The sequence below is a fragment of the Chromobacterium phragmitis genome (assembly GCF_003325475.1).
Lineage (GTDB): Bacteria > Pseudomonadota > Gammaproteobacteria > Burkholderiales > Chromobacteriaceae > Chromobacterium > Chromobacterium phragmitis.
Genome location: NZ_CP029495.1, coordinates 2,435,812 through 2,461,569 on the forward strand (window position 1 = coordinate 2,435,812; position 25,758 = coordinate 2,461,569).

23 protein-coding genes are annotated in these 25,758 nt (G+C 61.2%); 15 read left to right on the top strand and 8 right to left on the bottom strand.

The annotated features are described in order from the left end of the window. Nucleotides 1-11 precede the first annotated feature (11 nt). The 3 genes from cyoC to cyoE are packed head-to-tail and all read left to right on the top strand — an operon-like array spanning nucleotide 12 to nucleotide 1,866. Nucleotides 12-623, top strand: coding sequence for a cytochrome o ubiquinol oxidase subunit III (gene cyoC / locus DK842_RS11635; protein ID WP_114061588.1), 612 nt, complete (start codon nucleotides 12-14; stop codon nucleotides 621-623). Further along, on the top strand, nucleotides 623-946 hold the full coding sequence (gene cyoD, locus DK842_RS11640; RefSeq protein ID WP_114061589.1) for a cytochrome o ubiquinol oxidase subunit IV: 324 nt from the start codon (nucleotides 623-625) through the stop codon (nucleotides 944-946). The genes cyoC and cyoD overlap by 1 nt, the downstream gene beginning before the upstream one ends. Nucleotides 947-957: 11 nt before the next feature. Next, nucleotides 958-1,866: a heme o synthase gene (gene cyoE / locus DK842_RS11645; protein ID WP_114061590.1), complete on the top strand. Its 909-nt coding sequence runs from the start codon at nucleotides 958-960 to the stop codon at nucleotides 1,864-1,866. 71 nt (nucleotides 1,867-1,937) lie between these two features. Here cyoE and DK842_RS11650 read toward each other — a convergent pair whose 3' ends face one another. The 8 genes from DK842_RS11650 to tssJ all read right to left on the bottom strand — a co-directional run bounded on the left by DK842_RS11650 (nucleotide 1,938) and on the right by tssJ (nucleotide 10,881). Further along, nucleotides 1,938-2,489 (bottom strand): ankyrin repeat domain-containing protein, encoded by a 552-nt coding sequence (locus DK842_RS11650; RefSeq protein ID WP_114061591.1) that lies wholly within the window; start codon nucleotides 2,487-2,489, stop codon nucleotides 1,938-1,940. A gap of 183 nt (nucleotides 2,490-2,672) precedes the next feature. Beyond that, nucleotides 2,673-4,028: a WD40/YVTN/BNR-like repeat-containing protein gene (locus DK842_RS11655; RefSeq protein ID WP_114061592.1), complete on the bottom strand. Its 1,356-nt coding sequence runs from the start codon at nucleotides 4,026-4,028 to the stop codon at nucleotides 2,673-2,675. Further along, complete coding sequence (locus DK842_RS23010) at nucleotides 4,028-4,888, bottom strand: hypothetical protein (protein WP_145964027.1); 861 nt, start codon at nucleotides 4,886-4,888, stop codon at nucleotides 4,028-4,030. Before DK842_RS23010 ends, DK842_RS11655 begins: the two co-directional genes overlap by 1 nt. A 138-nt stretch (nucleotides 4,889-5,026) precedes the next feature. After that, complete coding sequence (locus DK842_RS11665) at nucleotides 5,027-7,780, bottom strand: type VI secretion system Vgr family protein (protein ID WP_114061594.1); 2,754 nt, start codon at nucleotides 7,778-7,780, stop codon at nucleotides 5,027-5,029. 19 nt (nucleotides 7,781-7,799) lie between these two features. Beyond that, a complete protein-coding gene (gene tssE, locus DK842_RS11670) occupies nucleotides 7,800-8,279 on the bottom strand; it encodes a type VI secretion system baseplate subunit TssE (protein ID WP_114061595.1) in 480 nt (159 codons plus the stop codon). After that, nucleotides 8,276-8,977 carry a type IVB secretion system protein IcmH/DotU gene (gene icmH / locus DK842_RS11675; RefSeq protein WP_114061596.1) on the bottom strand — a complete coding sequence of 234 codons (702 nt, stop codon included), beginning with the start codon at nucleotides 8,975-8,977 and terminating at the stop codon, nucleotides 8,276-8,278. Before icmH ends, tssE begins: the two co-directional genes overlap by 4 nt. A gap of 7 nt (nucleotides 8,978-8,984) precedes the next feature. Then, the gene (gene tssK / locus DK842_RS11680) at nucleotides 8,985-10,331 is read right to left on the bottom strand and encodes a type VI secretion system baseplate subunit TssK (RefSeq protein WP_114061597.1); all 1,347 of its coding nucleotides are present in this window, start codon (nucleotides 10,329-10,331) and stop codon (nucleotides 8,985-8,987) included. Nucleotides 10,332-10,380: 49 nt separating this feature from the next. After that, entirely contained in the window at nucleotides 10,381-10,881 is a 501-nt protein-coding gene (gene tssJ / locus DK842_RS11685; protein WP_168191885.1) for a type VI secretion system lipoprotein TssJ, read from the bottom strand. Nucleotides 10,882-11,395: 514 nt separating this feature from the next. Here tssJ and DK842_RS11690 point away from each other — a divergent pair. The 12 genes from DK842_RS11690 to DK842_RS11750 all read left to right on the top strand — a co-directional run bounded on the left by DK842_RS11690 (nucleotide 11,396) and on the right by DK842_RS11750 (nucleotide 25,565). After that, entirely contained in the window at nucleotides 11,396-11,932 is a 537-nt protein-coding gene (locus DK842_RS11690) for a M15 family metallopeptidase (protein WP_232538464.1), read from the top strand. Nucleotides 11,933-11,960: 28 nt separating this feature from the next. After that, nucleotides 11,961-15,743: a type VI secretion system membrane subunit TssM gene (gene tssM / locus DK842_RS11695; protein WP_114061600.1), complete on the top strand. Its 3,783-nt coding sequence runs from the start codon at nucleotides 11,961-11,963 to the stop codon at nucleotides 15,741-15,743. Nucleotides 15,744-15,757: 14 nt separating this feature from the next. Next, nucleotides 15,758-16,774, top strand: a complete 1,017-nt coding sequence (tagF, locus tag DK842_RS11700; RefSeq protein ID WP_114063714.1) for a type VI secretion system-associated protein TagF — start codon at nucleotides 15,758-15,760, stop codon at nucleotides 16,772-16,774. Nucleotides 16,775-16,814: 40 nt separating this feature from the next. Beyond that, entirely contained in the window at nucleotides 16,815-17,321 is a 507-nt protein-coding gene (gene tssB, locus DK842_RS11705; protein ID WP_114061601.1) for a type VI secretion system contractile sheath small subunit, read from the top strand. Next, the gene (gene tssC / locus DK842_RS11710; protein ID WP_114061602.1) at nucleotides 17,318-18,796 is read left to right on the top strand and encodes a type VI secretion system contractile sheath large subunit; all 1,479 of its coding nucleotides are present in this window, start codon (nucleotides 17,318-17,320) and stop codon (nucleotides 18,794-18,796) included. Before tssB ends, tssC begins: the two co-directional genes overlap by 4 nt. A gap of 68 nt (nucleotides 18,797-18,864) precedes the next feature. Then, entirely contained in the window at nucleotides 18,865-19,362 is a 498-nt protein-coding gene (locus tag DK842_RS11715; RefSeq protein ID WP_114061603.1) for an Hcp family type VI secretion system effector, read from the top strand. A gap of 73 nt (nucleotides 19,363-19,435) precedes the next feature. Further along, the gene (locus tag DK842_RS11720; RefSeq protein WP_114061604.1) at nucleotides 19,436-19,873 is read left to right on the top strand and encodes an OmpA family protein; all 438 of its coding nucleotides are present in this window, start codon (nucleotides 19,436-19,438) and stop codon (nucleotides 19,871-19,873) included. Between the two features lie 110 nt (nucleotides 19,874-19,983). Beyond that, nucleotides 19,984-22,602: a type VI secretion system Vgr family protein gene (locus DK842_RS11725; protein ID WP_114061605.1), complete on the top strand. Its 2,619-nt coding sequence runs from the start codon at nucleotides 19,984-19,986 to the stop codon at nucleotides 22,600-22,602. Next, nucleotides 22,599-23,381, top strand: coding sequence for a DUF4123 domain-containing protein (locus DK842_RS11730; RefSeq protein ID WP_114061606.1), 783 nt, complete (start codon nucleotides 22,599-22,601; stop codon nucleotides 23,379-23,381). Before DK842_RS11725 ends, DK842_RS11730 begins: the two co-directional genes overlap by 4 nt. Nucleotides 23,382-23,384: 3 nt before the next feature. Beyond that, complete coding sequence (locus DK842_RS11735; RefSeq protein WP_114061607.1) at nucleotides 23,385-23,840, top strand: hypothetical protein; 456 nt, start codon at nucleotides 23,385-23,387, stop codon at nucleotides 23,838-23,840. Continuing rightward, on the top strand, nucleotides 23,837-24,496 hold the full coding sequence (locus DK842_RS11740) for a DUF3304 domain-containing protein (RefSeq protein WP_114061608.1): 660 nt from the start codon (nucleotides 23,837-23,839) through the stop codon (nucleotides 24,494-24,496). The genes DK842_RS11735 and DK842_RS11740 overlap by 4 nt, the downstream gene beginning before the upstream one ends. A gap of 415 nt (nucleotides 24,497-24,911) precedes the next feature. Continuing rightward, nucleotides 24,912-25,565 carry a DUF3304 domain-containing protein gene (locus DK842_RS11750; RefSeq protein WP_114061610.1) on the top strand — a complete coding sequence of 218 codons (654 nt, stop codon included), beginning with the start codon at nucleotides 24,912-24,914 and terminating at the stop codon, nucleotides 25,563-25,565. The last annotated feature ends 193 nt before the right edge of the window (nucleotides 25,566-25,758 follow it).

Sequence of the window (25,758 nt, forward strand, 5' to 3'; positions counted from 1 at the left end):
TTGAATCTGACATGACGACTTATGTAAAAGAAGCGCACGCAGCGCACGACGACCACGAGCACCACGACAGCGGTTCGCAGACCGTCCTGGGCTTCTGGTTCTACCTGATGACCGACTGCATCCTGTTCGCGACCGCGTTCGCGACCTACGCAGTCCTGTTCCGCAACGTGGCGGAAGGCGTGTCCGGCAAGGACATCTTCGATCTGCAATACGTGCTGGTGGAAACCGCGGCCCTGCTGTTGTCTTCCATCACCTACGGCTTCGCGCTGATCGCCGGCCAAAAAGGCAACAAGTCCGCCGTGCTCGGCTGGCTGGCCGTGACCTTCTTGCTGGGTGCCGCTTTCATCGGGCTGGAAATCAATGAGTTCCACCACTTGATCTCCGAGGGCCACGGTCCGCAGAAGAGCGCCTTCCTGTCTGCCTTCTTCGGCTTGGTGGGCCTGCATGGCCTGCACGTGACCGCCGGCCTGTTGTGGATGGGCGTGATGATGTTCGAAGTGGCAAAGACCGGCCTGACCGGCCGAGCCATGACCCGTCTGAACTGCCTGTCGCTGTTCTGGCACTTCCTCGACATCGTGTGGATCTGCGTATTCACCGTCGTCTACCTGAAAGGAGCCATGTGATGAGTCACGCGCATGAACATGAGAACCACGGCAGCGTGAAGAGCTATCTGGTCGGCTTCGCGCTGTCGGTGATCCTTACCGCGATCCCGTTCTGGATGGTGATGGGCGGCGCCTTCACCAAGCAGGCGACGTTGATCGGCATCCTGGCGTTGGCGGTGGTGCAGATCGTGGTGCAGCTGAAGTATTTCCTGCACCTGGAATTCCGCAGCGAGGAGGGCAAACTCAACAGCTTCTCCTTCCTGTTCACCGGCATGGTGATCGCGCTGCTGGTAGTCCTGTCGATCTGGATCATCTACACCGCCGACGCGCTGATGATGCGCTGAGCGAGGCCGATTTGAAGTTCAAGCGTTATCTTCAGGTCACCAAGCCCGGCATCATTTTCGGCAACCTGATCTCGGCCGCCGGCGGTTTCCTGCTGGCGGCGCAGGGTTCGATCGACTGGTGGCTGCTGGCGGCCACCGTCGTCGGCTTGTCGCTGGTGGTGGCCTCCGGCTGTGCGATCAACAACTGCATCGATCAGGACATCGACGCCAAGATGGCCCGTACCCAGAAACGGGTGCTGGTCACCGGCGCGATGAGCACCAAGGCCGCGTTGGCGCATGGCGTGGTGCTGGGCCTGGCGGGCTTCGCCCTGCTGTGGTTCTGCACCAACCCGCTGGCCACCGGCTGCGTGTTGTTCGGCTTCGTGATCTATGTCGGCGTGTACAGCCTGTACATGAAGCGCCACTCGGTGTACGGCACCCTGGTGGGCAGCCTGTCCGGCGCGGTGCCGCCGGTGGCCGGCTACTGCGCCGTCACCGGCCGCTTCGACATGGGCGCGGCCATCCTGCTGCTGATGTTCAGCCTGTGGCAGATGCCGCACTCGTACGCCATCGCCATCTTCCGCTTCAAGGACTACGAGGCGGCCGGCATCCCGGTGCTGCCGGTGGTGAAGGGCATTTCCGCCGCCAAGCAGCAGATCGTGCTCTACATCCTGGCCTTCGCCGCGGCGACCGTGATGTTGGTGTACGGCGGCTACGCCGGCTACGGCTACCTGGCGGTGGCGGTGGCCACCAGCCTGTGGTGGCTGAAGATGGCGCTGTCCGGCTACAAGCGCGAAACCGACGACCGCGCCTGGGCGCGGCAGGTGTTCTTCTTCTCCATCATCACCATCACCTCGCTGAGCGTGATGATGGCGGTGGATGGGCAGACGCCGCCGCACAGCCGAGTGGTGATGACCGCGGACGCGGGCCACTACCGCTAAGATCGATACCGTTCCATGCCAAACGGGGAGCAGCTTGCGCAGCTCCCCGTTTTTGTTCGGCCATCCGGAATTCAGTTTTTCTTCAAGACCGCGCGCATCGCGGCTTGCTGTTTCACCGGGAGTTTGGCTACATAGTCTGCCGGCTTATGGCCGTACTTGTCGGCATCGCTCAGGGATGCGCCGCGCTTGACCAGATAAGACGCGATCGCGGGAGTCGAGTCCAGCACGGCAGCCATCAACACCGTGATTTCGCTGGTGCGGGTGGATGCGTTGACATCGGCCCCTTTGGCGATCAAATCCTGAACGATATTCAGATCTTTGACGGCCACTGCGTAAAACAGCGGCGTGTTGCCGTCGTAGCCGTCGACATTGGGATTGGCGCCCGCCCGCAGCAGGGCTTGCACTGCGGCGCGGTTGCGGTCGCCGGTCGCGTAGACCAGCGGCGTCTTGGAAACGTCGTCGAGCGGCTGATCGATGTCGCAATGCTGTTTTTCGACATAGGCTGAGACGGCGGGCGCATTGGCATGGCGCAGCAGTTGCTGCCAGCCATCTTTGTCGCAGGCGGCCGGGGTATGCTGGCTCAGCATCGCGAGAGAGATGGCTAGGGTTGATAGGTATCGCATTCAAATGCTTTGCTTGAATTCGCCCGTGACGGATCTTCATCTGATCGAAGGGGCCACCTATGAATGCCAGCCATTCATATGGCGTGATTGGTTTCTGTGGTGGCAGACATCTGTTGTGCTATCGGCTGGCGGCGACGGCGAGCGGCCGCTGCTATCGCCAGCTTGAGTGTTCAGAGGTTGGCTTTATTTCAACTCTCTCCAGTACAAGGATTGGAGCTGATACTTCCAGATACGATTCCTTTCCCCTTCGTAATACCAAGCGTATGCCATGCCATCGCTGGTTTCATCCCAACTGCGACCTTGATCGGTACTGACCAGCGTGATCGAATCGCTCGTGGTTTGCTTAGACTCCAGGCTCTCTCCGGCAAGCACCAATTGATTTTGGGGGCCAATAAACAGCGCGCCAGGAACGACGTGCGCGTCGAACACATGGCGGTAGCTTTCTTTTCCGTCTTTCCATTGGACGTAGGCTGCCTGACGTTGCTGAGTCTCTGCGACTTTTTCAGATTGTAATTCCCCTTGCAGCGCAATCAGATTCAAGTTGCCGTCGCGGGATACCTTGATATCCATCACCGATTGCTGTGGGAGGACGATTTCCGGTTGCATCCACTTGCGGGCTAGTTCATCCAGTGATGCCGAAAGCGGAAGGCGATACAGCAGCGTGCTTTCCGTCACTTCGCCGATGCCCGGGGCCAGCTTCGCCTTGCGTACGTAGAATGCCACTCTCAATGCGCCATCGTCGGCCAGGTCATAAGCGCTGAATGTGGCTCTGCTATCTTTGACCATGGGCAATAGGCCATTGCCGCTCGGGTGGCCGGTTAATTGCTGATTCGCCCATGAGGGAAGCGCGATTTCCTGCCAATGCTCGCCGCCATCCAAGGTGCGCCAGATGCGCATGCCATCGGCAACCAAGTAGCCGCGCTTGCCATCCGCCATGAACAGCGGTTGGCCTGGCTGGGTATGCTCCGGCCACTGCAACTGTCGCCAGCTCTGTCCGCCATCTGTCGATTTCCACAGCGTATGCTGGCGTTGTCCGTAACCATCAGGCCCGTTAGGCAAGTGGTAGTTTGTCCAGTCGGTACTGACATAAATGGTCTGCCAATCTGGTGACAGCCACCATGCTCCATTTTGACCTGGCTTCTCAAAAATACGGTAGATGCCTTTATCCATGTCTCCACGGAGTAGGCGAACAGTGTGGCGATTAAGGCGCTCGGATGAGTCGTTCATCCACGGCTCAGTGACAACAGAGTTATATTTCTCCGGGTGCTTGCGCTCCTCTTCTGTCATTTTCTTGAACGTTATTTCTGGTCCGATAGGTTTGAAAACTATAACGCTCCGCCCATGGATACGCATATCGCCGCCGCCATAAGGTTTGTCATGTTCCATTAGATCGGTTTCATATGTCCACATGCTTAATATCCTGTATATTCCATAAGCGCCACCGCCGAGCAAGGCCAAACCAAAAATAGCGATCAACAACCACTTTAACAGTGAGTGCAGCAAGTTTAGTGGCATTGATAATAGATTTTTGGCAGTCATTATTTGAATACCGACATCAGGGTTTTCATTGCGCGTTCTGCTAGCTCTTTACTGCCTTTTGCCGCGCGTCCACCCCATTCTTTGCTAACCTCTACGCCGCTATCAATTGCTTGTTTCCACGTGGCACCGTCTGCCCACTCTTCAATATTCGGTTGCCCGCCAATTTTGGTAAGATCGCTGACGGGCAGGTCGGCTAATCCGGCATCTAGATATGCCGGAACATGAGTGTCGAAAGCAAATTTTTTGAAAACTGCATTGTTGATTTCCAATTTTTTTTTGGGAACATTCAGGTTGGCGGAGCGGTTAGGGTAGCGCCTGCTCGGAATATTAATATTGCTGCCAACCATGTTTTGTTTGAGCCCATCCTCCATATTTCTTTGTAAGAACTGTCTGCCATCCTGTAGCCACTTCTGCCCGTCAGGGCTTAACCTTGGCATGAGTTTTTTGCCATAGTTCGAGCAGTAGTAGTATCCATAGCTAACATAGTAGTCTGGTGGCTTATGGCCGCAACCAATGTGGCGCATCATGAAGCTTGTATGCCGTGACCAGTTGTCATCGCTACTATTGGCCACGATCAATTTGTCTCGGTTGCGTAATAGCTTGCTTGCGACGACTACATCATCCCAGGGGTCCCAGCTTGTCGCCCAGGCAGTAATGGCTTGCAACGTGCTTACGCCAGATTTTTTGACATATTCCTGGTGTAGTGGACGATAATAAAATTCGCACTGTCCAATAATGCTATCCGCTGCAGGTGGAACATAGTCATCGCAAACTCCATGCTCTATTCCCACGGGTCGTTTATCGCTGCTCGGCGTATGAATCGCTTGTTGCTTTGTTAAAACGTTTGGGTCGGTGGTCATGATTTTGGATCTTGCTGTAAAGTTTGAATATAATTTCAGCTTGGGCGCTATATGCCATTCATACTTATCTGCTGGAGCAGTCTCTCATCGACTCTATTTGGGGAGGCGAAGACGATAATTTCTGTATGAGATAGCTCATCATGGTTTTTTCTTCAGGATTTCAATTATCACACCCTCTGGCACTTGGCTTCGGCTAAGTGAGGTTTCTCCGATATCGTTAGTTATGCCTTCGAAAAGCATTTTTCCATCCGGTGTTTTGAGTCGGTAAGGTAAGTTGCTGGCAGGGATATCTAGTCCCTGCCATTGAATCTTGAACTTCTGATCGTATTGCCCTTTTTCACGAGGCAAGTCCGCGACGCTTTGGCTTAGGCTGGTGGGACCACTCAGGTTATGGCTAGCGCCCTTGACACTGATTTGGCCTGGGCAATGCACTTCGATATTGCCGCCGGCGATGCGAATATAGCCACCGCCGCAAGTCAATAGAATCTCTTCCTTGGCTGCAACGGTGATGATGTTTTTGCAGGACGTGATCGTCACATCCTTATCCGCCGTCAGCTCCATCGCGTCGCTCTGCGCCTGCACCTGCACCTTGCCCTTCGCCGCGATCAGCTTCAGCGCCACCTTGTCTTTCACCCCCGACACGAACAGGCTGATGTGCTGGCCGACGTTGTGCAGCCAGCGCCGGCCGGTCGCGTGGTTGGCGTCGCGCTGGGCGATGAGGTTGAGGTTTTGCCCGGCGCTGAGGGTTTGGCTTTGCTCGGTGAGGGCGGCGATGCCGGCCGGGCCGGACAGGATCAGCAGCGGCTGCTGGCCGGCTTGGTCTTTCGCCGTTTTGCCGTCCTTGTCGGTGTTCGATCCCGCTTCCCAGGCCTTCAGCGCGTCGGCGTGGTGTTGCAGGTGGCCGTCGCTCTTCTTGCCGGCCTTGGCGTTGTCCGAGCTGATCTCGTCGGGGCCGGTCTCCATGGCGTCGGCCAGTTGGCCGGTGGCGGTTTCGGCCAGCGCTTGCGAGAGGCTGAGGGCCGAGTCGAGCTGCGATTGCGCGTGTTCTCTGGCGAGCTGTTTGCCGCCGGCGCCGTTTTGCGCCTCGGTGGACAGCAGCAGGCCGTGGGCGGCGCGGATGGCGCCGTGGTGGTCGGTGCGCAGTTCGAAACCTTCGCCGCGCGGCTGGGCTTTGCCGTTGCTGCGCGGATGGGCGAGGTAGCCCTGGTTGAGCTGGGTTTTGCCCGGTTCGCTGGACAGCTTGGCGCGCACTTCGCCGGGGGTGTCGTCGAACAGCAGCTCGTTGTAGCCGCCGCCCTGATGTTCTTTGGATTTGATGCCGGACAGGGTCTTGTTGGCGGGCAGGCTGCCGGCGCCGCTGAAGTCGGGCGTGGGGTGGCTGCCGTTGTACAGCACGCCGGTGATCAGCGGGCGGTCGATGTCGCCTTCGATGAAGTCGACCAGCACTTCCTGGCCGATGCGCGGGATGAACTGGTGGCCCCAGCCGGCGCCGGCTGATGGCATGGCGACGCGCAGCCAGCAGGAGGATATGTCGTCGAGGCCGGCGCCGATGGCGGGGTGTTCTTCCGGCCGCTGCCAGTGGAACTGCACCTTGATGCGGCCCTGGGCATCGGTGTGGACTTCTTCGCCGGCGGGGCCGACCACGGTGGCGGTCTGCACGCCCAGGCTGGTGGGCTTGGCCGATTCGGTGCCGGCGTAGGCCGGGGTCAGCGGGATGCCGCGGCGCTGGGCCTGGATCTGGGTGCTAAATGGGGCGTCGGCGGGTTCGCCGGCCGGCAGGATGGCTTTCAGGTCGGTCGGCAGGTTGTTGCGCGCCTGGAGGCGTTGGCCGGTGACGACGAATTCGCGCTGCTCGTGGCTGTCGCCGTCGTGCGCCGGGTGGTCGTCCAGGCGGAACCATTGGCCGGCGGTGAGGCCACGGATGGAGCCGGCGCCTTCGAATTGCTTGGCCAGCCGGTCGTGCGCCTGCTGCCGCAGCCGGGCGTAGTGGCTGAGCTGCTCGGCGTCGCCGGCGTAGTAAAGACTTTGCGGGTCGTAGTCCTGCAGGCTGGATTGCAGCGCCTGGCCGCCCTGGCCCTGGTCGATCTGGCTGCTGTCGCCGGTGTGCTGGGTGGACACCGGCTGGTAGTCGAAGGTGGCCAGCGCCACGTTGCCGGGGACGATCCGGCGGCTGGCGCTCCAGTCGGTGAGGCCGTCCTCTTCTTCGGTGGCGTCGCTGCGGTGGAAGCGCACTCGCTCCACTTCGGCCGGCGGCAGGCTGTAGACGTCGTCGAACACCGCCAGCTTGACCTGGGGGCTGTCTCCGTCCAGGTGCTCGAAGCGCCAGGCATAGCCCTCTTCATGCAGCAGGCGGACGATGAAGCTGAAGTCGTCTTCGCGATATTGTAAGCAATAACTGCGGGGCTGGGCCGGCCCCACCTTGAACTCGAGGGCTTGCGCGCGGGCGAACACCGGGTTGGCCGCCTGATGCTCGTGGACGATCTGCTGGACGATGTCCGGCACCGTCATGTCCTGGAACACGCGGGAGGTGCGGCGATGGCGCAGCAGCGCGATCGGCGGCTCGATGGTCAGCTGGTACTGGGAAAAACCGCCGTCGGAGCCCAGCAGCCTGGCCTGGCTGACCACGCCGCAGCGCAGGCTCTCGCGGCCGGCGGGGTCGGCGATGCCGATGCGGGCGGATTGGCCGAGCAGGGTCTTGAGCTCGATGGCGCCGTCGGGAGACAAGCAGGTCACGACATGTCGATAGGCCTGTGACACCCCTTCCTCGCCGTCCAGGCTTTGCGGCAGCAGCTGCTCGGCGGCGACGTGCCCGCCGCCCAGCTCCAGCGTGAGCAGGCGTTGGTCCTGGTTGAAGGCGGAGGCGAAACTGGCGAGGAGGCTGGTCAAATCCATGGCGTGAGAGTCGGGCGGCTTAGCCCTGTACCTTGTAAACGTTGGAGGAGAGTTGCAACGTGGCGTCGAAGGTGACTGGCGGCCGGTGCGGATGCACCTTGAGCACGGCGTCGACGCGGAAGCGCAGATGGCGCTCCATTTCGCGGGGGGCATCCAGATTGACGCGCACGCGCGACAGCCGCGGCTCGTGCAGCTCGATCGAGCGGCGCAGTTGCTCGCGCAGCAGCTCGCGGTCGTCCGGATTGAGCAGGCTGATGCCGGATAGATCGGGAATGCCGAAGCTGAGCAGGCTGTTGCGCGCTTGAGGGAAGGGCTCCATCACCTCGTCCAGCGACATCAGCCGGGTGTTGAGCAGGGCTTCCAGGTCGCGCGCCAGCGCCTGCTTGAACTGGGATAGCTCAAACAGGCTGATCGCTTCGATATGGCTCTGGTCCGGCTCGTCGTCCAGCAGCCTGTCCAGCACCGAGGGCAGGATCTGGGCGTGGCGGGACGCGCTCATAGCCCGAATACGGATGCGGTCTGGCGCGACAGCAGCCAGCGGAAGGCGACGAAGATGCCGGCGCCGACAATGGCTAGCAGCGCGAAGTACAGCCACAGCGGCAACTCATGGCGGACAAAGGCCTGGAAGCGCTGCGGCAGTTGCCAATTGGGAGCGAAATCGGCCTTGCCGCCGCGCACCTGCTGGATTTCCTGGCCTAGTTTGTGCACCAGATAGCCCAGCTTCTCCTGGCCTTCCAGCAGGTACTTGCCTTGGAAGCCCAGTAGCAGGCAGGTGTAGAACACCTCCAGCGCCTCGATGTTTTCGGCAGGGTTGTTGCGCAGTTGCTCCAGGCGATTGAAGAAGCCTTCGCCGGCCAGGTGCTCGCCGAACAGGCGCAGCTGCAGCGGCATGCGTTCCCATTCGTCGCGCAGCGCGAAATCCGAGGACAGGATGATCTCGTCCATCAGCGCGCAGAATGCGTATTTGGCATGGCTGATGGCGTTGTTGTCCTTGTTGAAGTTGCGCGCGTTGCGCTCGAACTGGCCGAGGAAGTGGTCGACGCGGCGGTTGAACTCCACCGCGCTGCTCGGAGCGTTGCCTTCCTTCAGCAGGAACAGCAGGTAGATGCCGTCTTCCAGCATCTCGCGCATGGCCGGCGCCGCCGGAGCGGAGACGGTGATCGCGCGTTCAGGGGTTTGGGTGCTTGCTTGGTTCATGGTGTGCTCAGCGGAAGACCGCGATCAGTTCTATCGAAATATTGGCCAGGGTTTGCGGGATGTAGATGCAGACGCTGCGCGATTGCAGCATGCGGCTGTAAATCTCGCTGCCCGGCTCCAGCGCGAAGTAGTGGTTGCCCACCCGCACCGGGATGGCGGAAGGCGTCTGGGCCGAGTGCGCCAGGCTGACGCCGCGCATCGCCGAGTTGAGGATGCGCTCCACGTCGTCCGGCGCGCCGATCTTGAGCTTGAGCGGCACGTTGTCGATGACGTAGCTGGCGGGCTGGTCGCTCTGCACCGACAGGTAGAAATCCACATTCTCCAGCAAGCGGTCGCTTTCCAGGCGGCCGATGTGGAAGGAAGGGCGCGGAGAGTGCAGCGGAATCACCTTGTAGCGGGCGGACACCACGGTTTCCAGCAACTCGCGGATCTGCAGATCCAGCGGCGGGAACACCTCGTGCAGGCGGTCGTGGCGGTAGCCGGGGATGTCGGACAGCGTGTACAGCGTGGCGAAGGTCTGCAGCTCGCCGCAGAATTCCGACAGCGCCATATACAGCTCTTCCGGATGCAGCGGCTGGCATTGCGACAGGTGGCGCAGGCGCGCGAAGTTGCGGTTGACCGTGTGCAGCAGCCAGAAGGAGCTGATGTCGGCGGAGCCGAATTCCATCACGCTCTTGGCGCGCTCACGGTGGGCGCCGGCCAGCGACTGGCTCTTCACCAGCAGGATGTCCAGCAGGCGGCGCAGCATCTGCATCAGCTCGGTGGACCCCTCGATGGCCAGCAGCGGCGGCAGGAATTCTCGTCCCACGCCCCATTGGCCGGTGGCGTCCTTTTCCAGCTGGCACAGCGGGATGGAGTCGTAGCCGTCGCGGTTTTCTTCTTCCAGCATCAGCTTGACGTCCAGCTGCAGCGTGGACAAGTCGGCTGCCAGCGCCTGGGTGTACAGATCGGACACCTCGCGATGGTCGCTATGGAAACGAGTGGGGCGGGCGCTGGCATCGCCGTTGCGGGTGTTGCCGCCGTAGGGCTGCAATTGGGCCAGGCATGCGTACAGCGTGGTTTTCACGCCGGCTTGCGGCATGGCTGCGAGTTCTCGGCTCAGAGGCAAAGGGGCGTGGCTCGGCGCTTGCAGCAAGGTGCCATCGCGGAACAGCAGGGTCAGCTCGTCGACGCGCACGATGCCGCCTTTCAGCGCGGCTTCGTCCAGTGCCAGGCGTTGCACTCCCCAGGCATGGCGGTGGGTCAATTGCAGCAGGTTGGACTGGGCCTGCTCCTGGAAGAGCGCGTGCTGCTGGAAGTGTTGCGGGCGAAGGAACATGCCTTCGCCCCATAGAATTCTCTGTGCTTGAAGCATTGCTGCTGAAACCTCGGCGTGGTTGGGTCGCGACTGGTGGCGTTTCGTTTTAATTGCGGGCGGACGCGCACTCGACCGAGCCGGTCTTGGGCTGGTCGGGCAATTGCAGGGCTTCGGGTTTGATTGCTTGCAGATAGCAATCGGCGACCTTGAATTTCAGGTCCTTGCTGCGTACGCGATCGGCGCTGTAAAGCAAGCGCCAGAATTGCGGATTCGGCTGGCGGAAATATCCGATCACGCCGACGAAATTGGCGCCGTCGTCAATCGTGACATCCATTTCCTGCTTACTGCCGGGGACGAATAGTAATTCCTTGCGAGATAATACGGATGAGCCAAGCATATTCTCGATTGGTTTGCCACTGGCCAAAAGGTCAGGTGTGAGTAATTTGAATTCCTGATCAGTTTTCAACTGGTAAACTTGGACCACGACGGATAGCGGTTTCCCATGTTTGTCGCGGTTCAACATCTGGCTGGCTTCAGTGCTCAGCGTGATATTCTTCGGGCCCCAGCAGCCGCCGAGCAGCGGTAGCGCAGATGCGGCGAGAATCATGCAAGTTCTTTGCCAGTGCTTAGTGAAGTCCATATAATCCACACCCAAAATAGTGGTTCATTCTACGAAATTTGCTTGTATACAGTCGGTAAAACCCTGTCTTGTTTTGATGGGGTACTTGACTTCTTTGCAAATCAAATCAAGCATATCGCGTATTTTGCAGGTTCATCAATCGTTTGTATAAAAAATCCCAATGACGTTCTTAGTGCCGTTGATTGTCGCGGGTATCGTTCTCTTATTGTTGTGGCTGGGATGGAGGTTTTTCCTTGGCGGAGCCCGGCTGCAAGTGGAACAGGCGACAATCGTTACCCCCGAGAATCTGGCGTGCCCGCCGGTTGAAATGCCTGCTGGCGACGCGGTGTCCCCACGCCTCAATTCAGGGGTTTCAGGCGCAGTTTCTTGGTTGAAAAAACGGCCTTTGGGATTGTTGTTGCCTTTGTTGACGCTGCCCTTGGTAGCTGCGGTTGTGGCAATAACGTTGCACTTTGGCGGCTATCACCAGGATCCGCAGTTCGTGCCAGGCGAGTATGCGCACGGCAGCCAGATTCGGCAGGCGTTGCTTGAGGAAAAACTGGTGCCGCCGCCGCCGCTGCCGCCCAGCGCCTTTGTCGATGCGGTGGCGGAAAAGCCGCAACTGGCGCTGGACAAGGCGGACCGCGACTGGAGTCGGATGGACCCGGTCTTTGTCCAGGATGTGCTGAGGGTGATGGAAAGAATGAAGGCGCGCGGCTTCCCGATGGTGCTGCTGGAGGGCTACCGAAGCGCCGAGCGGCAGAACAAGCTGGCTGGCGGCAGCGTCAAGGTGACGCAAGCCAAGGGCGGCGAGAGCAAGCACCAGTATGGCCTGGCGGCCGACTTGGCGCCGGTGCGCAATGGCAAGGTGGTGATTTCCGAGCGCGATCCATGGGCGATGCAGGCCTACAACGCGCTGGGAGAGGAGGCCCAGGCTGCCGGCTTGACCTGGGGCGGCGTGTGGAGCTTCCGGGATTACGGCCACATCGAGCGCGCCGGTTCGTTGCGCGCATTGTTGGCGCAACGCAACAAAAAATGATTTCAGATCTTAAGGGAAGGTAAATTCGGTGTTACACAAAGGTTGGCTACGCAATGCCAAGGTGGCATCGGCCATCGGATTCTTGATCCTGATAGCGCTGATCTGGTGGCTGGGGCCCTGGCTTGGTTTGGCGTCGGTTGAGGCGCGCTTGGGCTGGATCGTCGCGGTGATGATCGTATGGGTTCTGGCGCTGTTGATCGGCCAGGCGCTGGCCAAGCGCGCCGGCGGCTTGCTGGAAGGCATGCTGCGCCGTCAGGCAGATGACGCGGTGATCAACGCCAGCGCCGACAAGCGGGCGGAAGTGACGCTGCTGCGTCAGCGCTTGCTCGGCGCGATCGATACGCTGAAGAAGTCCAACCTCGGCAGCGCCCGCGGCAGCGCGGCGCTGTACGAGCTGCCCTGGTACATGATCATTGGTCATCCCGCGGCCGGCAAAAGTTCCGCCATCCTGCAGTCCGGCCTGACCTTCCCGTTTAGCGACAAGAGCGGCATCCAGGGGGTCGGCGGCACGCGCAATTGCGACTGGTTCTTCTCCACCGAAGGCGTGCTGCTGGATACCGCTGGCCGCTACGCGACCGAGAGCGAGGACCGCACCGAGTGGCTGGCCTTCCTCAAGCTGCTGAAGAAGCACCGCGCCAAGGCGCCGGTCAACGGCATCATGGTGGCGATCAGCCTGCCGGAGCTGGCCCAGCACAACAGCGAGGGTTTCGTGCTGTACGCCCGCCAGGTGCGCGAGCGCATCCACGAGGTGTGCAATACTTTCGGCCTGATGGTCCCCATTTATCTGGTCTTCACTAAGCTGGACCTGCTGGGCGGCTTCGCCCAGTTCTTCCACGACGCTGGCGAGGAGGAGCGTTCCCGCGTATGGGGCGCGACCTTGTCTTCCGATCAAGGCACTGGCTTCGACGCCGGCGCCGTGGTGGCGCAGCAATTCGAGCAGCTGTACCGCGGCTTGGTGCAGATGGGCGAGGAAAAGCTGGTGGGCGCGCGCGGCGACGCGGTGAAGTCGGCCCATTTCGCCTTCCCGATCGAATTCCATGGCCTCCAGGAGGCGGTGGTCAAATTCGTCCGCATCTTGTTCGAAGAGGATCCGTACCATTCCCGCCCGTTGCTGCGCGGCTTCTATTTCACCAGCGCGTTGCAGGAAGGCGTGCCGCGCATCGTGACCGCCGGCCGTGTGCAGGGTCAGTTCGATCTATCGTCTGTGGGCATGGACAAGCATCAGGCTCCGGCATCGTACAGCTACTTCCTGCGCGGTTTGTTCCGCGAAGTGCTGTTCCCGGACCAGCACCTGATCTTCCAGCAAACCCGCCCCAGCGGCAGCCGCTGGCGGCTGGCGGGGATGGCTGCCGGCCTGGTGTCGCTGGCGGCCGTTGCCGGCTTGTGGACCTGGTCATTTGTCGGCAATCAGCAGATGGTCGCCCAGGTAAACGCCGAGCGCGTCCAGGCGCAGAAGCTCGCCGCTTCCGGCCAGCTCTATGACCGCCTGAGCGGGCTGCTGATCCTGCAGCGCCGGTTGGAGGAGTTACAGACTTACCGCCGCAACGGCGAGCCGTGGCAAATCGGGCTGGGCCTGTATCAAGGCGAGGAGCTGGAGCGGAATCTGCGCAAGGCCTATTTCGCCGGCTTGAAGGATGTGATGCTGAGTCCGGTGCAGAAGAATCTGGAAACCACGCTGGCGGCGCTGAAGCCGGGCGTGGTGCAGCCGGTCACCGTGACCGAGCCTCCGAAGCCGGAGGCCAAGCCGGAGCCGAAGCCGGTCGCCAAGCCTGCGCCCAAACCGTACAAACCACGGCCGAAACATGGGCTGCCGAATATCCAGCTGGGCGCGTTGGAACTACCGCAGCGCGCGACCACCGCCAAACTGGACGCCTCCGCGTCTGCCGCCGGAGTCGTCGCGGCGGACGGCACGCAGCCGCAGAAGTCGCAGAAGCTGGATGTCGCCTACAACGCGCTGAAAACTTATCTGATGCTGCATGACCGTCGTCGGATGGAAGAGGCGCACCTGGCTGACCAACTGCCGCGCTACTGGCGTCCATGGCTGGAAAGCCAGCGCGGCGAATACCCGGTCGGCGAAGTGATGGCTCAGGCCGAGAAACTGGTGGCATTCTACGTCAGCCAGATCAAGGAAGCGGATCTGCCGCTGATCGACAATGACGTCAAGGTCGTGACCGACGCGCGCGACGTGTTGCGCGGCTCGTTCAAGCAGTTGTCCGCCCAGGAGCGCGTGTTCAACGAGATCAAGGCGCGCGCCAATACCCGCTTCGCGCCGCTGACGGTGGCCCGCATTCTGGACAACCGCGACATGGACATCATGGCCAGCAGCCAGATGGTGGAGGGCGCCTATACCCGCGAGGCGTGGAATGCCTATGTCCGCACCGCCATCGACGAGGCCAGCAAGGGCACCATCCGCAGCGACGACTGGGTGCTGGCCTCCAGCACCCAGGACGATCTGGGCAAGGACGGCGACGTGGAGAAGAACCGCGCCGCGCTGGAGGCGCTGTACCGCGCGCAGTACATCGCCGCCTGGCACAAGTTTCTGTCCGGCGTGGTGGTCCGCGACATCACCAACCCGGCGCAGTCCGCGTCGGCGATGACCCGCCTGTCCGACAAGCAGAATTCTCCGATCAAGCTGATTCTGGCGCGGGCGGCCCTGGAAACCTCCTGGGACAATCCGTCCGAGCTGAACCGTTCGCTGGAGACCGCCAAGCGATCCGTACTCGAGAAAACCACCGAGTTCTTCAAGAGCGGCGACGCGCCGGCGGCCAAGAACGAGAAACAGTTCGGCGTGGTGGGCGCCCATTTCTCCGGCGTGGCCGCGCTGGTCAAGGGAGACAACTCGCCGATCAACGGTTACCTGGATCAGTTGGCCAAGCTGAAGGTGAAGATGGTGGCCATCACCAGCACCGACGAACCGGGCGCGCAGGCGCGCACCGTGCTGCAGTCGACGCTGAACGGCTCGGGCTCCGAGCTGGGCGACACGCTGTCCTACGTCGACAACACCTTGCTCAACGGCGCGACGCCGGACACGGTGGAAATGGTGCGCCCGATGCTGGTGCGCCCGTTGTCCCAGTCGTACAGCGCGTTGCTGGGCCCGGTGGCGCAGGATATCAACCAGGCTTGGGCCAATGAGGTGCTGCCGCAGTGGCGCCAGCTGGCCGGAAAGTATCCGTTCAGCGATTCCAGCAGCAGCGCGTCGGTGGCCGACATCAACCGCTTCGTCAAGGCCAACGAGGGCACGCTGGACAAATTCATCAACAAATACCTGACTGGCCTGGTGCAGAAGAAGGGCGACACGCTGGTGCCGCGCGCATGGGGCAATGAGGGGGTGCGTTTCAACCCGCAATTCCTCAGCGGCGTCAGCAGTCTGATGGCGCTGGCCAACACCCAGTTGCAAGACGGCGAAAATAGCCGCTTCGAACTGCAGCCGCTGCCGACGCCCGGCCTGTCCGAGATCGTGCTGAGCATAGACGGCCAGGAACTGCGCTACCGCAACGGACCGCAACAATGGCAACCGTTCAATTGGCCGGGCAGCGGCAGCGAAGGCGCGCGCATCCAGGTGGTGAATTACGCCGGCGCCAGCACCGTGGTGGGCAACCAGTCCGGCCGCATGGGCCTGATGCGCCTGTTGGCCGGCGCCAAGGTCAATGTCGATGGCGACAGCGCGGCCCAGCTGACCTGGACGCTGCCCAAGGGCAGCGGCGCGGAGGGGCAAACTGTCCGCTTCAACTTCCGCATGCTGGGCGGCGTGAATCCGCTGCAGTTGAACCGCCTGTACAAACTGACGTTGCCCGAGCGCGTGACGTTGTAATGGAGATGAACGGCATGCCGCTCAATTTCAAGCGCACCCAGGAGGTGCCGCCGCAGTACTGCATTTTCGGCAAATTGCCGCGGCGCGCGGATTTCGTGCGCGTCAACGCCACCCATCCGGCGGCGATGCAGCTGGACCAGTTGTTGGCGCAGAGCTTGCAGAAAGTGGAGTTCACAGAGGAAGCCACGCGCGGCTATCTGGCGATGCCGCCGACCTCCTTCGTGCTGCAAAGCCGGGATCAAAACTGGCTGTCGCTGGGCGTGATCCAGCCCAGCCGCGACGAGGGCGGACGCAATTATCCGCTGGTGGCGGCGTCGCTGGTGGCGATCGACCCGGCGCTGCCGCCCACAGCCATCTTGCTGCTGGCCAACGAATTGTTCTTCACCGGCTTGCGGGAGCAACTGGCCAGCGCCATCGACAACTCGGTGGAAATGCTGGCGTGCAAGCAGTTCCTGGAGGAGCAGTTGCGTTTCGGCGCCTCTTCGGTGGCGGATATCGACCTGGCGCAGCAACTGCTGGAGAAGCACTTGACCGTGACGACGGCGGACTCGCTGTCGCGCAGCCTGAGCGCGGCCGGCCGCGGCGACTTGGAGTCGGTATTGCTGGCCTTTGTGTTTCATCATCGGCTGCTGAAGAAATTCCGCGACAGTCTGCCGGTGCAGGCCTATGTGCTGCCTTTGCCGGCTGCCGAGGGCGACAACGTGCTGGCCGCGGTCACTTGGCTGGCGCTGTATCACGCCGCCACCGACAACGGCGCGGCGCTGGAGCAATGCCTGATCGTGCGGCGCCCGGAAAGCCATTATCTGGTGCTGTTGCCGGCGGGTTTGAACGAGCAGATCGCCAGCCAGTGCTGGGGCGCGCCGCTCGATCCCAAGCACGTGGTGGATGTCGACGACGTGAAGGCGCCGTGGCGCAATCACCAGTCCTATGCCGAGGCGGCCTATGTGCTGGGGCGGCAGTTGAACGATCCGGGCCTGTCTTTAGCACAGTTGCGAACCGTTCTATCCAGTCTCGCGCGCAATATCGCGTAGTTAGTTTTGAACCTTTTTGAACTTCTAGTAGAGAACAGCCATGGGTAAGGAAAGCACTCAGAAAAAACTGTCGAGGGTCCGTCCGCCGCGCGTGCAGATCACCTATGACGTCGAGATCGGCGATGCGATCGAAACCAAGGAGCTGCCGTTCGTGTTGGGCGTGCTGGGCGACTATTCCGGCCACAGCCAGAATCCGCTGCCGAAAATGAAGGAGCGCAAATTCGTCCAGGTGGACCGCGACAACTTCGACGAGGTGCTGAAGGGCATGGCGCCGCGTCTGGCGATGAAGGTCGACAACGCTTTGAAGAACGACGGCACCCAGCTGGGCGTGGAGTTGAACTTCGAAAACCTGTCCGACTTCGAGCCGCAGAACGTGGTTCGCCAGATCGACCCGCTGAACCAGCTGCTGGAAGCCCGTACCCGCTTGGCCGACCTGCGCAACAAACTGGCCGGCAACGACAAGCTGGAAGAGCTGCTGGATGAAGTGGTGCGCGATACCGAGAAGCTGCGCCAGATCGGCGGCAAGAAGGAAGGAGACGAGCAGTGAGCGCGGAATTGCAACAACAGGCGGCGCCGGCCGCGGCCGATGGCGTCAGTCTGCTCGACAGCATCATCGAGCAGAGCCGCATCGCCACCAACGATAGCGAGAAGAGCCATACCCGCGACCTGATCGGCGAATTGGTCGACCAGGTGCTGCAAGGCAGCGTCACCGTCTCGCGCGACCTGTCGGCCAGCATCGACGCCCGCATCGCCGAGATCGACCAGCTGATCTCCGATCAGCTGAATAACGTGATGCACCACGCCGAGTTCCAAAAGCTGGAAGCGTCCTGGCGCGGGCTGAACTATCTGGTGATGCAGTCCGAGACCAGCACTCAGCTGAAGATCAAGGTGTTGAACGCGTCCAAGAAGGATCTGGTCAAGGACTTCAAGGCCGCGGCCGAGTTCGACCAGAGCGCGCTGTTCAAGAAAATCTACGAGGAAGAGTACGGCACCTTCGGCGGCGCGCCTTACGCCGCGCTGGTGGGCGACTACGAATTCACCCGCCATCCGGAAGACTTCTACTTGCTGGACGAGCTGTCGCACGTGGCCGCCTCCGCCCACGCGCCGCTGATCTCGTCGGCCGATCCGGGCCTGTTCGGCCTGGAAAGCTTCTCCGACATCGGCAAGCCGCGCGATCTGGCCAAGATCTTCGACACTGTCGAATACGCGAAGTGGAAGTCCTTCCGCGAATCGGAAGATTCCCGCTACGTCGGCTTGGTGCTCCCGCACGTGCTGGGCCGCCTGCCGTACGGCCGCGACAACGTGCCGGTGGAAGCATTCGACTTCGAAGAGAACGTCGACGGCAGCAACCACGACAAATACTTGTGGACCAACGCCGCCTACGCCTACGCGGCGCGCCTGACCGACGCCTTCGCCCAATTCGGCTGGCTGGCCGCCATCCGCGGCGTGGAGGGCGGCGGCCTGGTGGAAGGCCTGCCGGCCCACACCTTCAAGACCGACGACGGCGAAGTGGCGCTGAAGTGCCCGACCGAGGTGGCGATCACCGACCGCACTGAAAAGCTGTTGTCCGATCTGGGCTTCATCTCGCTGGTGCACTGCAAGAACACCGACTACGCCGCCTTCTTCGGCGGCCAGTCGGCGCAGAAAGCCAAAACCTACAACACCGACTCGGCCAACGCCAACGCCCGGCTGTCGACGCAGCTGCCGTACATCTTCGCGGTATCCCGCATCGCGCATTACATGAAGTCCATCATGCGCGACAAGATCGGCAGCTTCGCTTCGCGCCAGAACGTGCAGGACTACCTGAACACCTGGCTGGCCCAGTATGTGCTGTTGGACGATTCCGCCAGCCAGGAAGCCAAGGCCAAGTATCCGCTGCGCGAAGCGCGCGTCGATGTGGTGGAAGTGCCGGGCAAGCCGGGCGTCTACCGCGCCGCGGCCTTCCTGCGTCCCCATTTCCAGCTCGACGAGCTGACGATTTCTTTGCGTCTGGTGGCAGAGCTGCCGCAGCCGGCGGGCTAACGCGGCGCATTGATTGCTTGGGGGAGTCCCGCCCCCATTTTTTGAACCTTGTTTAAGGAGAAGTACAGATGGCTTTTGATGCATTCCTGAAGATCGATGGCATTCCTGGCGAAAGCGGCGACGACAAGCACAAAGACTGGATCGAAATCCAATCCTTCAGCCACAAGCTGGAACAGCCGGCTCAAGCCACCGCTAGCTCCGCTGGCGGCGCTACCGCCGAACGCGTGAACCACGGCGTGTACGAAATCACCCACTTCCTGGACAAAGCCAGCCCGAAGATCTACGAAGCTTGCTGCACCGGCAAGCACATCAAAGAGATCACCATCGAGCTGTGCCGCGCAGGTGGCGACAAGGTGAAGTACATGGAAATCAAGATGGAACAAGTCCTGATCTCCAAGGTTGAGCCGCACGGTTCTGCCACCGACTCCGGCTTCCCGGCCGAAAAGGTGAGCTTTAGCTACGGCAAGATCAAGTGGACCTACACCCAGCAGAAGCGCGCCGACGGCGCCGGCGGCGGCAATGTCAGCGCCGGTTGGGACCTGACCGCTAACAAAGTTATCGCCTAATTCCAGTCATGGAATCCTGACCCGCCCGGCCCCGGGCGGGTTTTTAAGTTTTTCCAACTTGGGGAAAGTCGCTATGAAACGTTTGTTGATCGCATTGGTGGTTGCATTGTCTTGCGCCGCCTGCAAAACGGTGCCGAGCAAGGAGCAGGTGGAAGCCAGCAAGGCTGCCGCCGCCGCCGATGAGGCCAAGGCGCAGATTGCCAAACAGGCCGCCGCCAACTACGCGGCCGACGCTACCCTGGTTCCGTTCGAAAAAATGAGCGCCAAGCTCAATCCGGTAGGCGAAGCCCAGCTGGATCTGTTGCTGCCCAGGCTGAAGACGGCCAAAACCATTCTGGTTCGCGGCCACTGCTATCGCCGCGACATCGGCAACGCCAAGGCGGCCTCCCAGAGCCGCGCCGCCGCCGTGCGCGACTACCTGCTGAATGCCGGCATTCCGTCCAGCAAGATCACGGTGCGTTACGACACCGAACGTCCGCTGCATGCGGCACGTCTGGTCATCGGCAACTGATAGACGCGATGCGCCGCCGCCCCGTTGCGATTTCTCCGCCCGTTCGGGCGTGAGGGGTACGGAGCGGCATCACAGATTTCAAATGACCGTAACGGATATAGACAAGCGCCATGGACCTTAGCTCACTCCTCGCCAGCTTCGCCTCCGCCTTCAACCAGGACCAACGCCTGCTCACGCTGGAGCTGGGCGGCGGGCACGTCGCCGCCGAGCAGCTGCTGCCGCAAAGCCTGGACGGCGAGGAAGGGGTGTCACAGGCCTATCGACATGTCGTGACCTGCTTGTCTCCCGACGGCGCCATCGAGCTCAAGACCCTGCTCGGCCAATCCGCCCGCATCGGCATCGCCGACCCCGCCGGCCGCGAGAGCCTGCGCTGCGGCGTGGTCAGCCAGGCCAGGCTGCTGGGCTCCGACGGCGGTTTTTCCCAGTACCAGCTGACCATCGAGCCGCCGATCGCGCTGCTGCGCCATCGCCGCACCTCCCGCGTGTTCCAGGACATGACGGTGCCGGACATCGTCCAGCAGATCGTCCACGAGCATCAGGCGGCCAACCCGGTGTTCGCCCGCGCGCAAGCCCTCGAGTTCAAGGTGGGGCCGGCCCAGCCCCGCAGTTATTGCTTACAATATCGCGAAGACGACTTCAGCTTCATCGTCCGCCTGCTGCATGAAGAGGGCTATGCCTGGCGCTTCGAGCACCTGGACGGAGACAGCCCCCAGGTCAAGCTGGCGGTGTTCGACGACGTCTACAGCCTGCCGCCGGCCGAAGTGGAGCGAGTGCGCTTCCACCGCAGCGACGCCACCGAAGAAGAGGACGGCCTCACCGACTGGAGCGCCAGCCGCCGGATCGTCCCCGGCAACGTGGCGCTGGCCACCTTCGACTACCAGCCGGTGTCCACCCAGCACACCGGCGACAGCAGCCAGATCGACCAGGGCCAGGGCGGCCAGGCGCTGCAATCCAGCCTGCAGGACTACGACCCGCAAAGTCTTTACTACGCCGGCGACGCCGAGCAGCTCAGCCACTACGCCCGGCTGCGGCAGCAGGCGCACGACCGGCTGGCCAAGCAATTCGAAGGCGCCGGCTCCATCCGTGGCCTCACCGCCGGCCAATGGTTCCGCCTGGACGACCACCCGGCGCACGACGGCGACAGCCACGAGCAGCGCGAATTCGTCGTCACCGGCCAACGCCTCCAGGCGCGCAACAACCTGCCGACCGACCTGAAAGCCATCCTGCCGGCCGGCGAACCCGCCGACGCCCCATTTAGCACCCAGATCCAGGCCCAGCGCCGCGGCATCCCGCTGACCCCGGCCTACGCCGGCACCGAATCGGCCAAGCCCACCAGCCTGGGCGTGCAGACCGCCACCGTGGTCGGCCCCGCCGGCGAAGAAGTCCACACCGATGCCCAGGGCCGCATCAAGGTGCAGTTCCACTGGCAGCGGCCGGAAGAACACCCCGCCATCGGCGCCGGCCTCGACGACATATCCTCCTGCTGGCTGCGCGTCGCCATGCCATCAGCCGGCGCCGGCTGGGGCCACCAGTTCATCCCGCGCATCGGCCAGGAAGTGCTGGTCGACTTCATCGAAGGCGACATCGACCGCCCGCTGATCACCGGCGTGCTGTACAACGGCAGCCACCCCACGCCCGACTTCAGCGGCGCCGGCAGCCTGCCCGCCAACAAGACCCTGTCCGGCATCAAATCCAAAGAACATCAGGGCGGCGGCTACAACGAGCTGCTGTTCGACGACACCCCCGGCGAAGTGCGCGCCAAGCTGAGCTCTGAGCCCGGCAAAACCCAGCTCAACCAGGGCTACCTCGCCCATCCGCGCAGCAACGGCAAAGCCCAGCCGCGCGGCGAAGGTTTCGAACTGCGCACCGACCACCACGGCGCCATCCGCGCCGCCCACGGCCTGCTGCTGTCCACCGAGGCGCAAAACGGCGCCGGCGGCAAACAGCTCGCCAGAGAACACGCGCAATCGCAGCTCGACTCGGCCCTCAGCCTCTCGCAAGCGCTGGCCGAAACCGCCACCGGCCAACTGGCCGACGCCATGGAGACCGGCCCCGACGAGATCAGCTCGGACAACGCCAAGGCCGGCAAGAAGAGCGACGGCCACCTGCAACACCACGCCGACGCGCTGAAGGCCTGGGAAGCGGGATCGAACACCGACAAGGACGGCAAAACGGCGAAAGACCAAGCCGGCCAGCAGCCGCTGCTGATCCTGTCCGGCCCGGCCGGCATCGCCGCCCTCACCGAACAAAGCCAGACCGTCTCCGCCGGCCAGAACCTGAATCTAGTCGCCCAGCGCGACGCCAACCACACCACCGGCCGACGCTGGCTGCACAACGTCGGCCAGCACATCAGCCTGTTCGTGTCGGGGGTGAAGGACAAGGTGGCGCTGAAGCTGATCGCGGCGAAGGGGAAGGTGCAGGTGCAGGCGCAGAGCGACGCGATGGAGCTGACGGCGGATAAGGACCTCTCCATTACCTCGGTCAAACAGAAAATCCAGTTCAACGGCAAACAGGAAATCCTACTCACCAGCGGCGGAGCTTATGTGCGGATCAAGGATGGCAAGATAGAGCTGCACGCGCCGGGCACCGTCAGCTTCAAGGGAGCCAGTCATGATTGGAGCGGGGGGACGAGCATGAGCCTGCCGTTCCCGCAGTTTCCCAAGGAGGTGTGCGTAGAGTGCCTGCTGCGCAGCGCCAAAGCCGGTTCCGCATTCAGCAAGGTGCAATGATGAAGCTGATCCATTCTTTTGATGCCGAGGCGCTGGCAGCCCTGTTGCAGAAAGACGCGCCGTTCAGCGAGAGCTTGCAGCAATATTTGCTGTTGGATGGCGCGCTCAATCCTGGCTTGCTCAAACATATTCGTCGTAGCGGCATGCCATGGCTCAGCGTGTTTACCCAAAGCGATGATGGCGATGAACAGTTGATGTCCGCGTCGCCGTTATTGGTGCAGTGGGAAGAACTGCGGCACGCGCAGATACAGCGTTTGCTGATGCAGTGCGATGGCATGCCCATGGTCAGCGTGTGGCGCAGCCCGGAAAGCTTGCCCGAGTTGGCGGCGCGTTTGCTGCCGTGGTGTGTGGTGAAGGCGGATGACCAGCATTTCAACCTGCGTTTTCCCGATACCCGCCGCCTGGTAGACATCGTGGGCGTGCTGGATGATGAACAGCGCGGTCAGTTTTTCGGCCCGGCGGTCTTGTGTGTCGTTCCCACGCGTTTCGGCGCTTGGGAAACCTTGGCCATGCCGCGCGAGGCGCTGCCTCCGGCAGACAAGGCTGTATTGAATGCCGAGCAAACACTGGCATTGATTCGCGCGGGGGAGGCGGACGAAACGCTGTATCACATGCAATTCCATCGCGCGATACGGCCTGAGGTGCTGGCGGATTGCCATCCTGCTGTCGAGCAAGCCTTGTCGCAGGCCGACAAGAATGACGTGGATGCGCCGGATGAACGTTATCAATGTTGTCTGGATGCGTTGCGGGATCCCGCAGCGTTCAATTTGAGGGGATAGGGCATGTTGGGTCGAATCGGCAAGTGTTTGGCGTTGGCGTTGCTGCCGCTGTCTGCCATGGCGGATGAGTTTGTTGGGGATTATGTGCTGCAGCCCTCGGGCGAGATGCAGCAGATTTATGGAGATGACGGCAAGCCGGCGCGCTTGGTGACCGTGGAAAAGCGCGATGGCGGCTATTGGTTGAATGTTAAAGGCCTGATGGGCGGCGGAGCGCCGCAAAAGGCGGAGCTGAAAAAGGATGGCAAATATCTGGCGCAGTGGCTGGGCTGGACGCCAGATGCTGATGCGCCGGCCATCCGCTCCACCGCTCTGGTGGGCGACCGGATCGCGCTGTTCCATATCGCCAAGGGCACCGAACTGCAAAGCGCCAATGGGCGCAGCCACGTGATGCGCACCGACTACCTGCTGGCGATGCCGGGCATCGATCTGGCGCTGGAGCGGGTGCCGGCAGACCAATGAGCTTGGCGCAAGCGAGTTTTTTCCGCTGGATGGTTCCCTTGCTGGCTTGCCTGATGCTCGGCGCCTGCGCCGGCATGGGCGGCCAGCTGGGCGCGTCGATGACGGTGGTGAATTACAGCGGCAAGGGCTACGACTGGGTGGCGGTGGCCCAGCCGCAAACGCCCGAGCAAGCGGACGCGGCGGAAATGATAGGCCCATATGGCGCGGGCGGCATCATGTGCTGCGTCAATCTGCCGGCCAAGTGGCAGCCGGGCATGCAGTTGGTGGTGCAGACCAAGGATGGAACCAAGGCCAAAACGGTAGCGGAATGGTCCAAGGAGAACATCCCGCTGAAGCTGAGAACGGTGGAGGTGCCGCGTTATGAGGCCAGCGATGTCGGCACGGTATGGGTGCAATTGCTGCCGGACGACAAGGTGGCGCTGGTGGTCAGCCGTTACGATCCTTCGAATGCGAATTGGCCGGGGGCGATCAAGGGCTGGCCGAAGCCTTCTCTGGAGTACCGTCGCCAACTATGGGATCAGGAAATGAGACTTTTGACTAAAGATCTTGCTGATTTCCAAGCGCAGATTAAGAAAGATAGTGCGAATCGGCAAACATACCAAGATGCCATTGATTCTGTTCAGAATCAAATCAATAGATTGGGAGGGCGGCCGTGACGAAGCTCTGTGGCAATATACCAGTCACAAGCCATGATCCGAGCCATTATGAAGTTTTTTGATAGTTTGGATCGGGGGGTAATAAGAAAATATGAGCAGAGGGAACTTCCCCCAATAGATAACCCCAACGCCAGCTGCGATTTCAATCTGTTTTTCGGTTTTTTCTTCGATGGTACGCGTAATAACTATAACCTGTGCACCGAAAACGAGGGGTTCTCCAATGTGGCGCGCTTGTACGACACCTACCCAGGTCAGGCTGAGCCGGGGGCAAAGAAGCACTGCCTCTGGACGGGAGTGAAGATTATCCCCGCTTCTTCAACGTGCATATTCCGGACGTAGGCACGCCGTTTCCGCAAATCAATGATCGCGGAGGCCGCAGGCTAGATTTGAAAATCAGGAGAATCAGGTGGGTATCATGATGAAAAGAATGGTCTGGCTGCTGTTGTGTTGCACGGCGCTGAGCGCTTGCGCCGGCATGGGCGGCCAGTTGGGCGCGTCGATGACGGTGGTGAATTACAGCGGCAAAGGCTACGACTGGGTGGCGGTGGCGCAGCCGCAAACGCCCAAGCAGGCGGACGCGGCGGAAATGATTGGCCCATATGGCGCGGGCGGCATCATGTGCTGCGTCAATCTGCCGGCCAAGTGGCAGCCGGGCATGCAGTTGGTGGTGCAGACCAAGGACGAGACCAAGGCCAAAACGGCAGCGGAATGGTCCAAGGAGAACATTCCGCTGAAGCTGAGAACGGTGAATGTGCCGCGTTATGAGGCCAGCGATGTCGGCACGGTATGGGTGCAATTGCTGCCGGACGACAAGGTGGCGCTGGTGGTCAGCCGTTACGATCCCTCGAATGTGAATTGGCCGGGTGCGATCAAGGGCTGGCCGAAGCCTTCGATAGAGTATAGAAGGAAAATCTGGGCAGAAGATTTGAAAAGAGAAACAGAATTATTAAAAGTTATGCAGCAGGCTATACAGGATCCGAAGGTGAATGATAAGGATAGGGCTGCTATGCAAGAAACAATAAATGATATTAAGGTAAATATTGATAAGCTTGAGAGGGCATTGAAATGACATCGCTGGCAAGCTTATATGATACTTCGTGGTCGGATCCTACAAATGCCGCGAAATTTTTTGATCCAGTCAAAGATATTCCAAAGTTAAGGCAGTTCGAAAAGCGGGAACTTCCCCCAATAGGCAACCCCAACGCCAGCTGCGATTTCAATCTGTTTTTCGGTTTTTTCTTCGATGGCACGCGCAATAACTA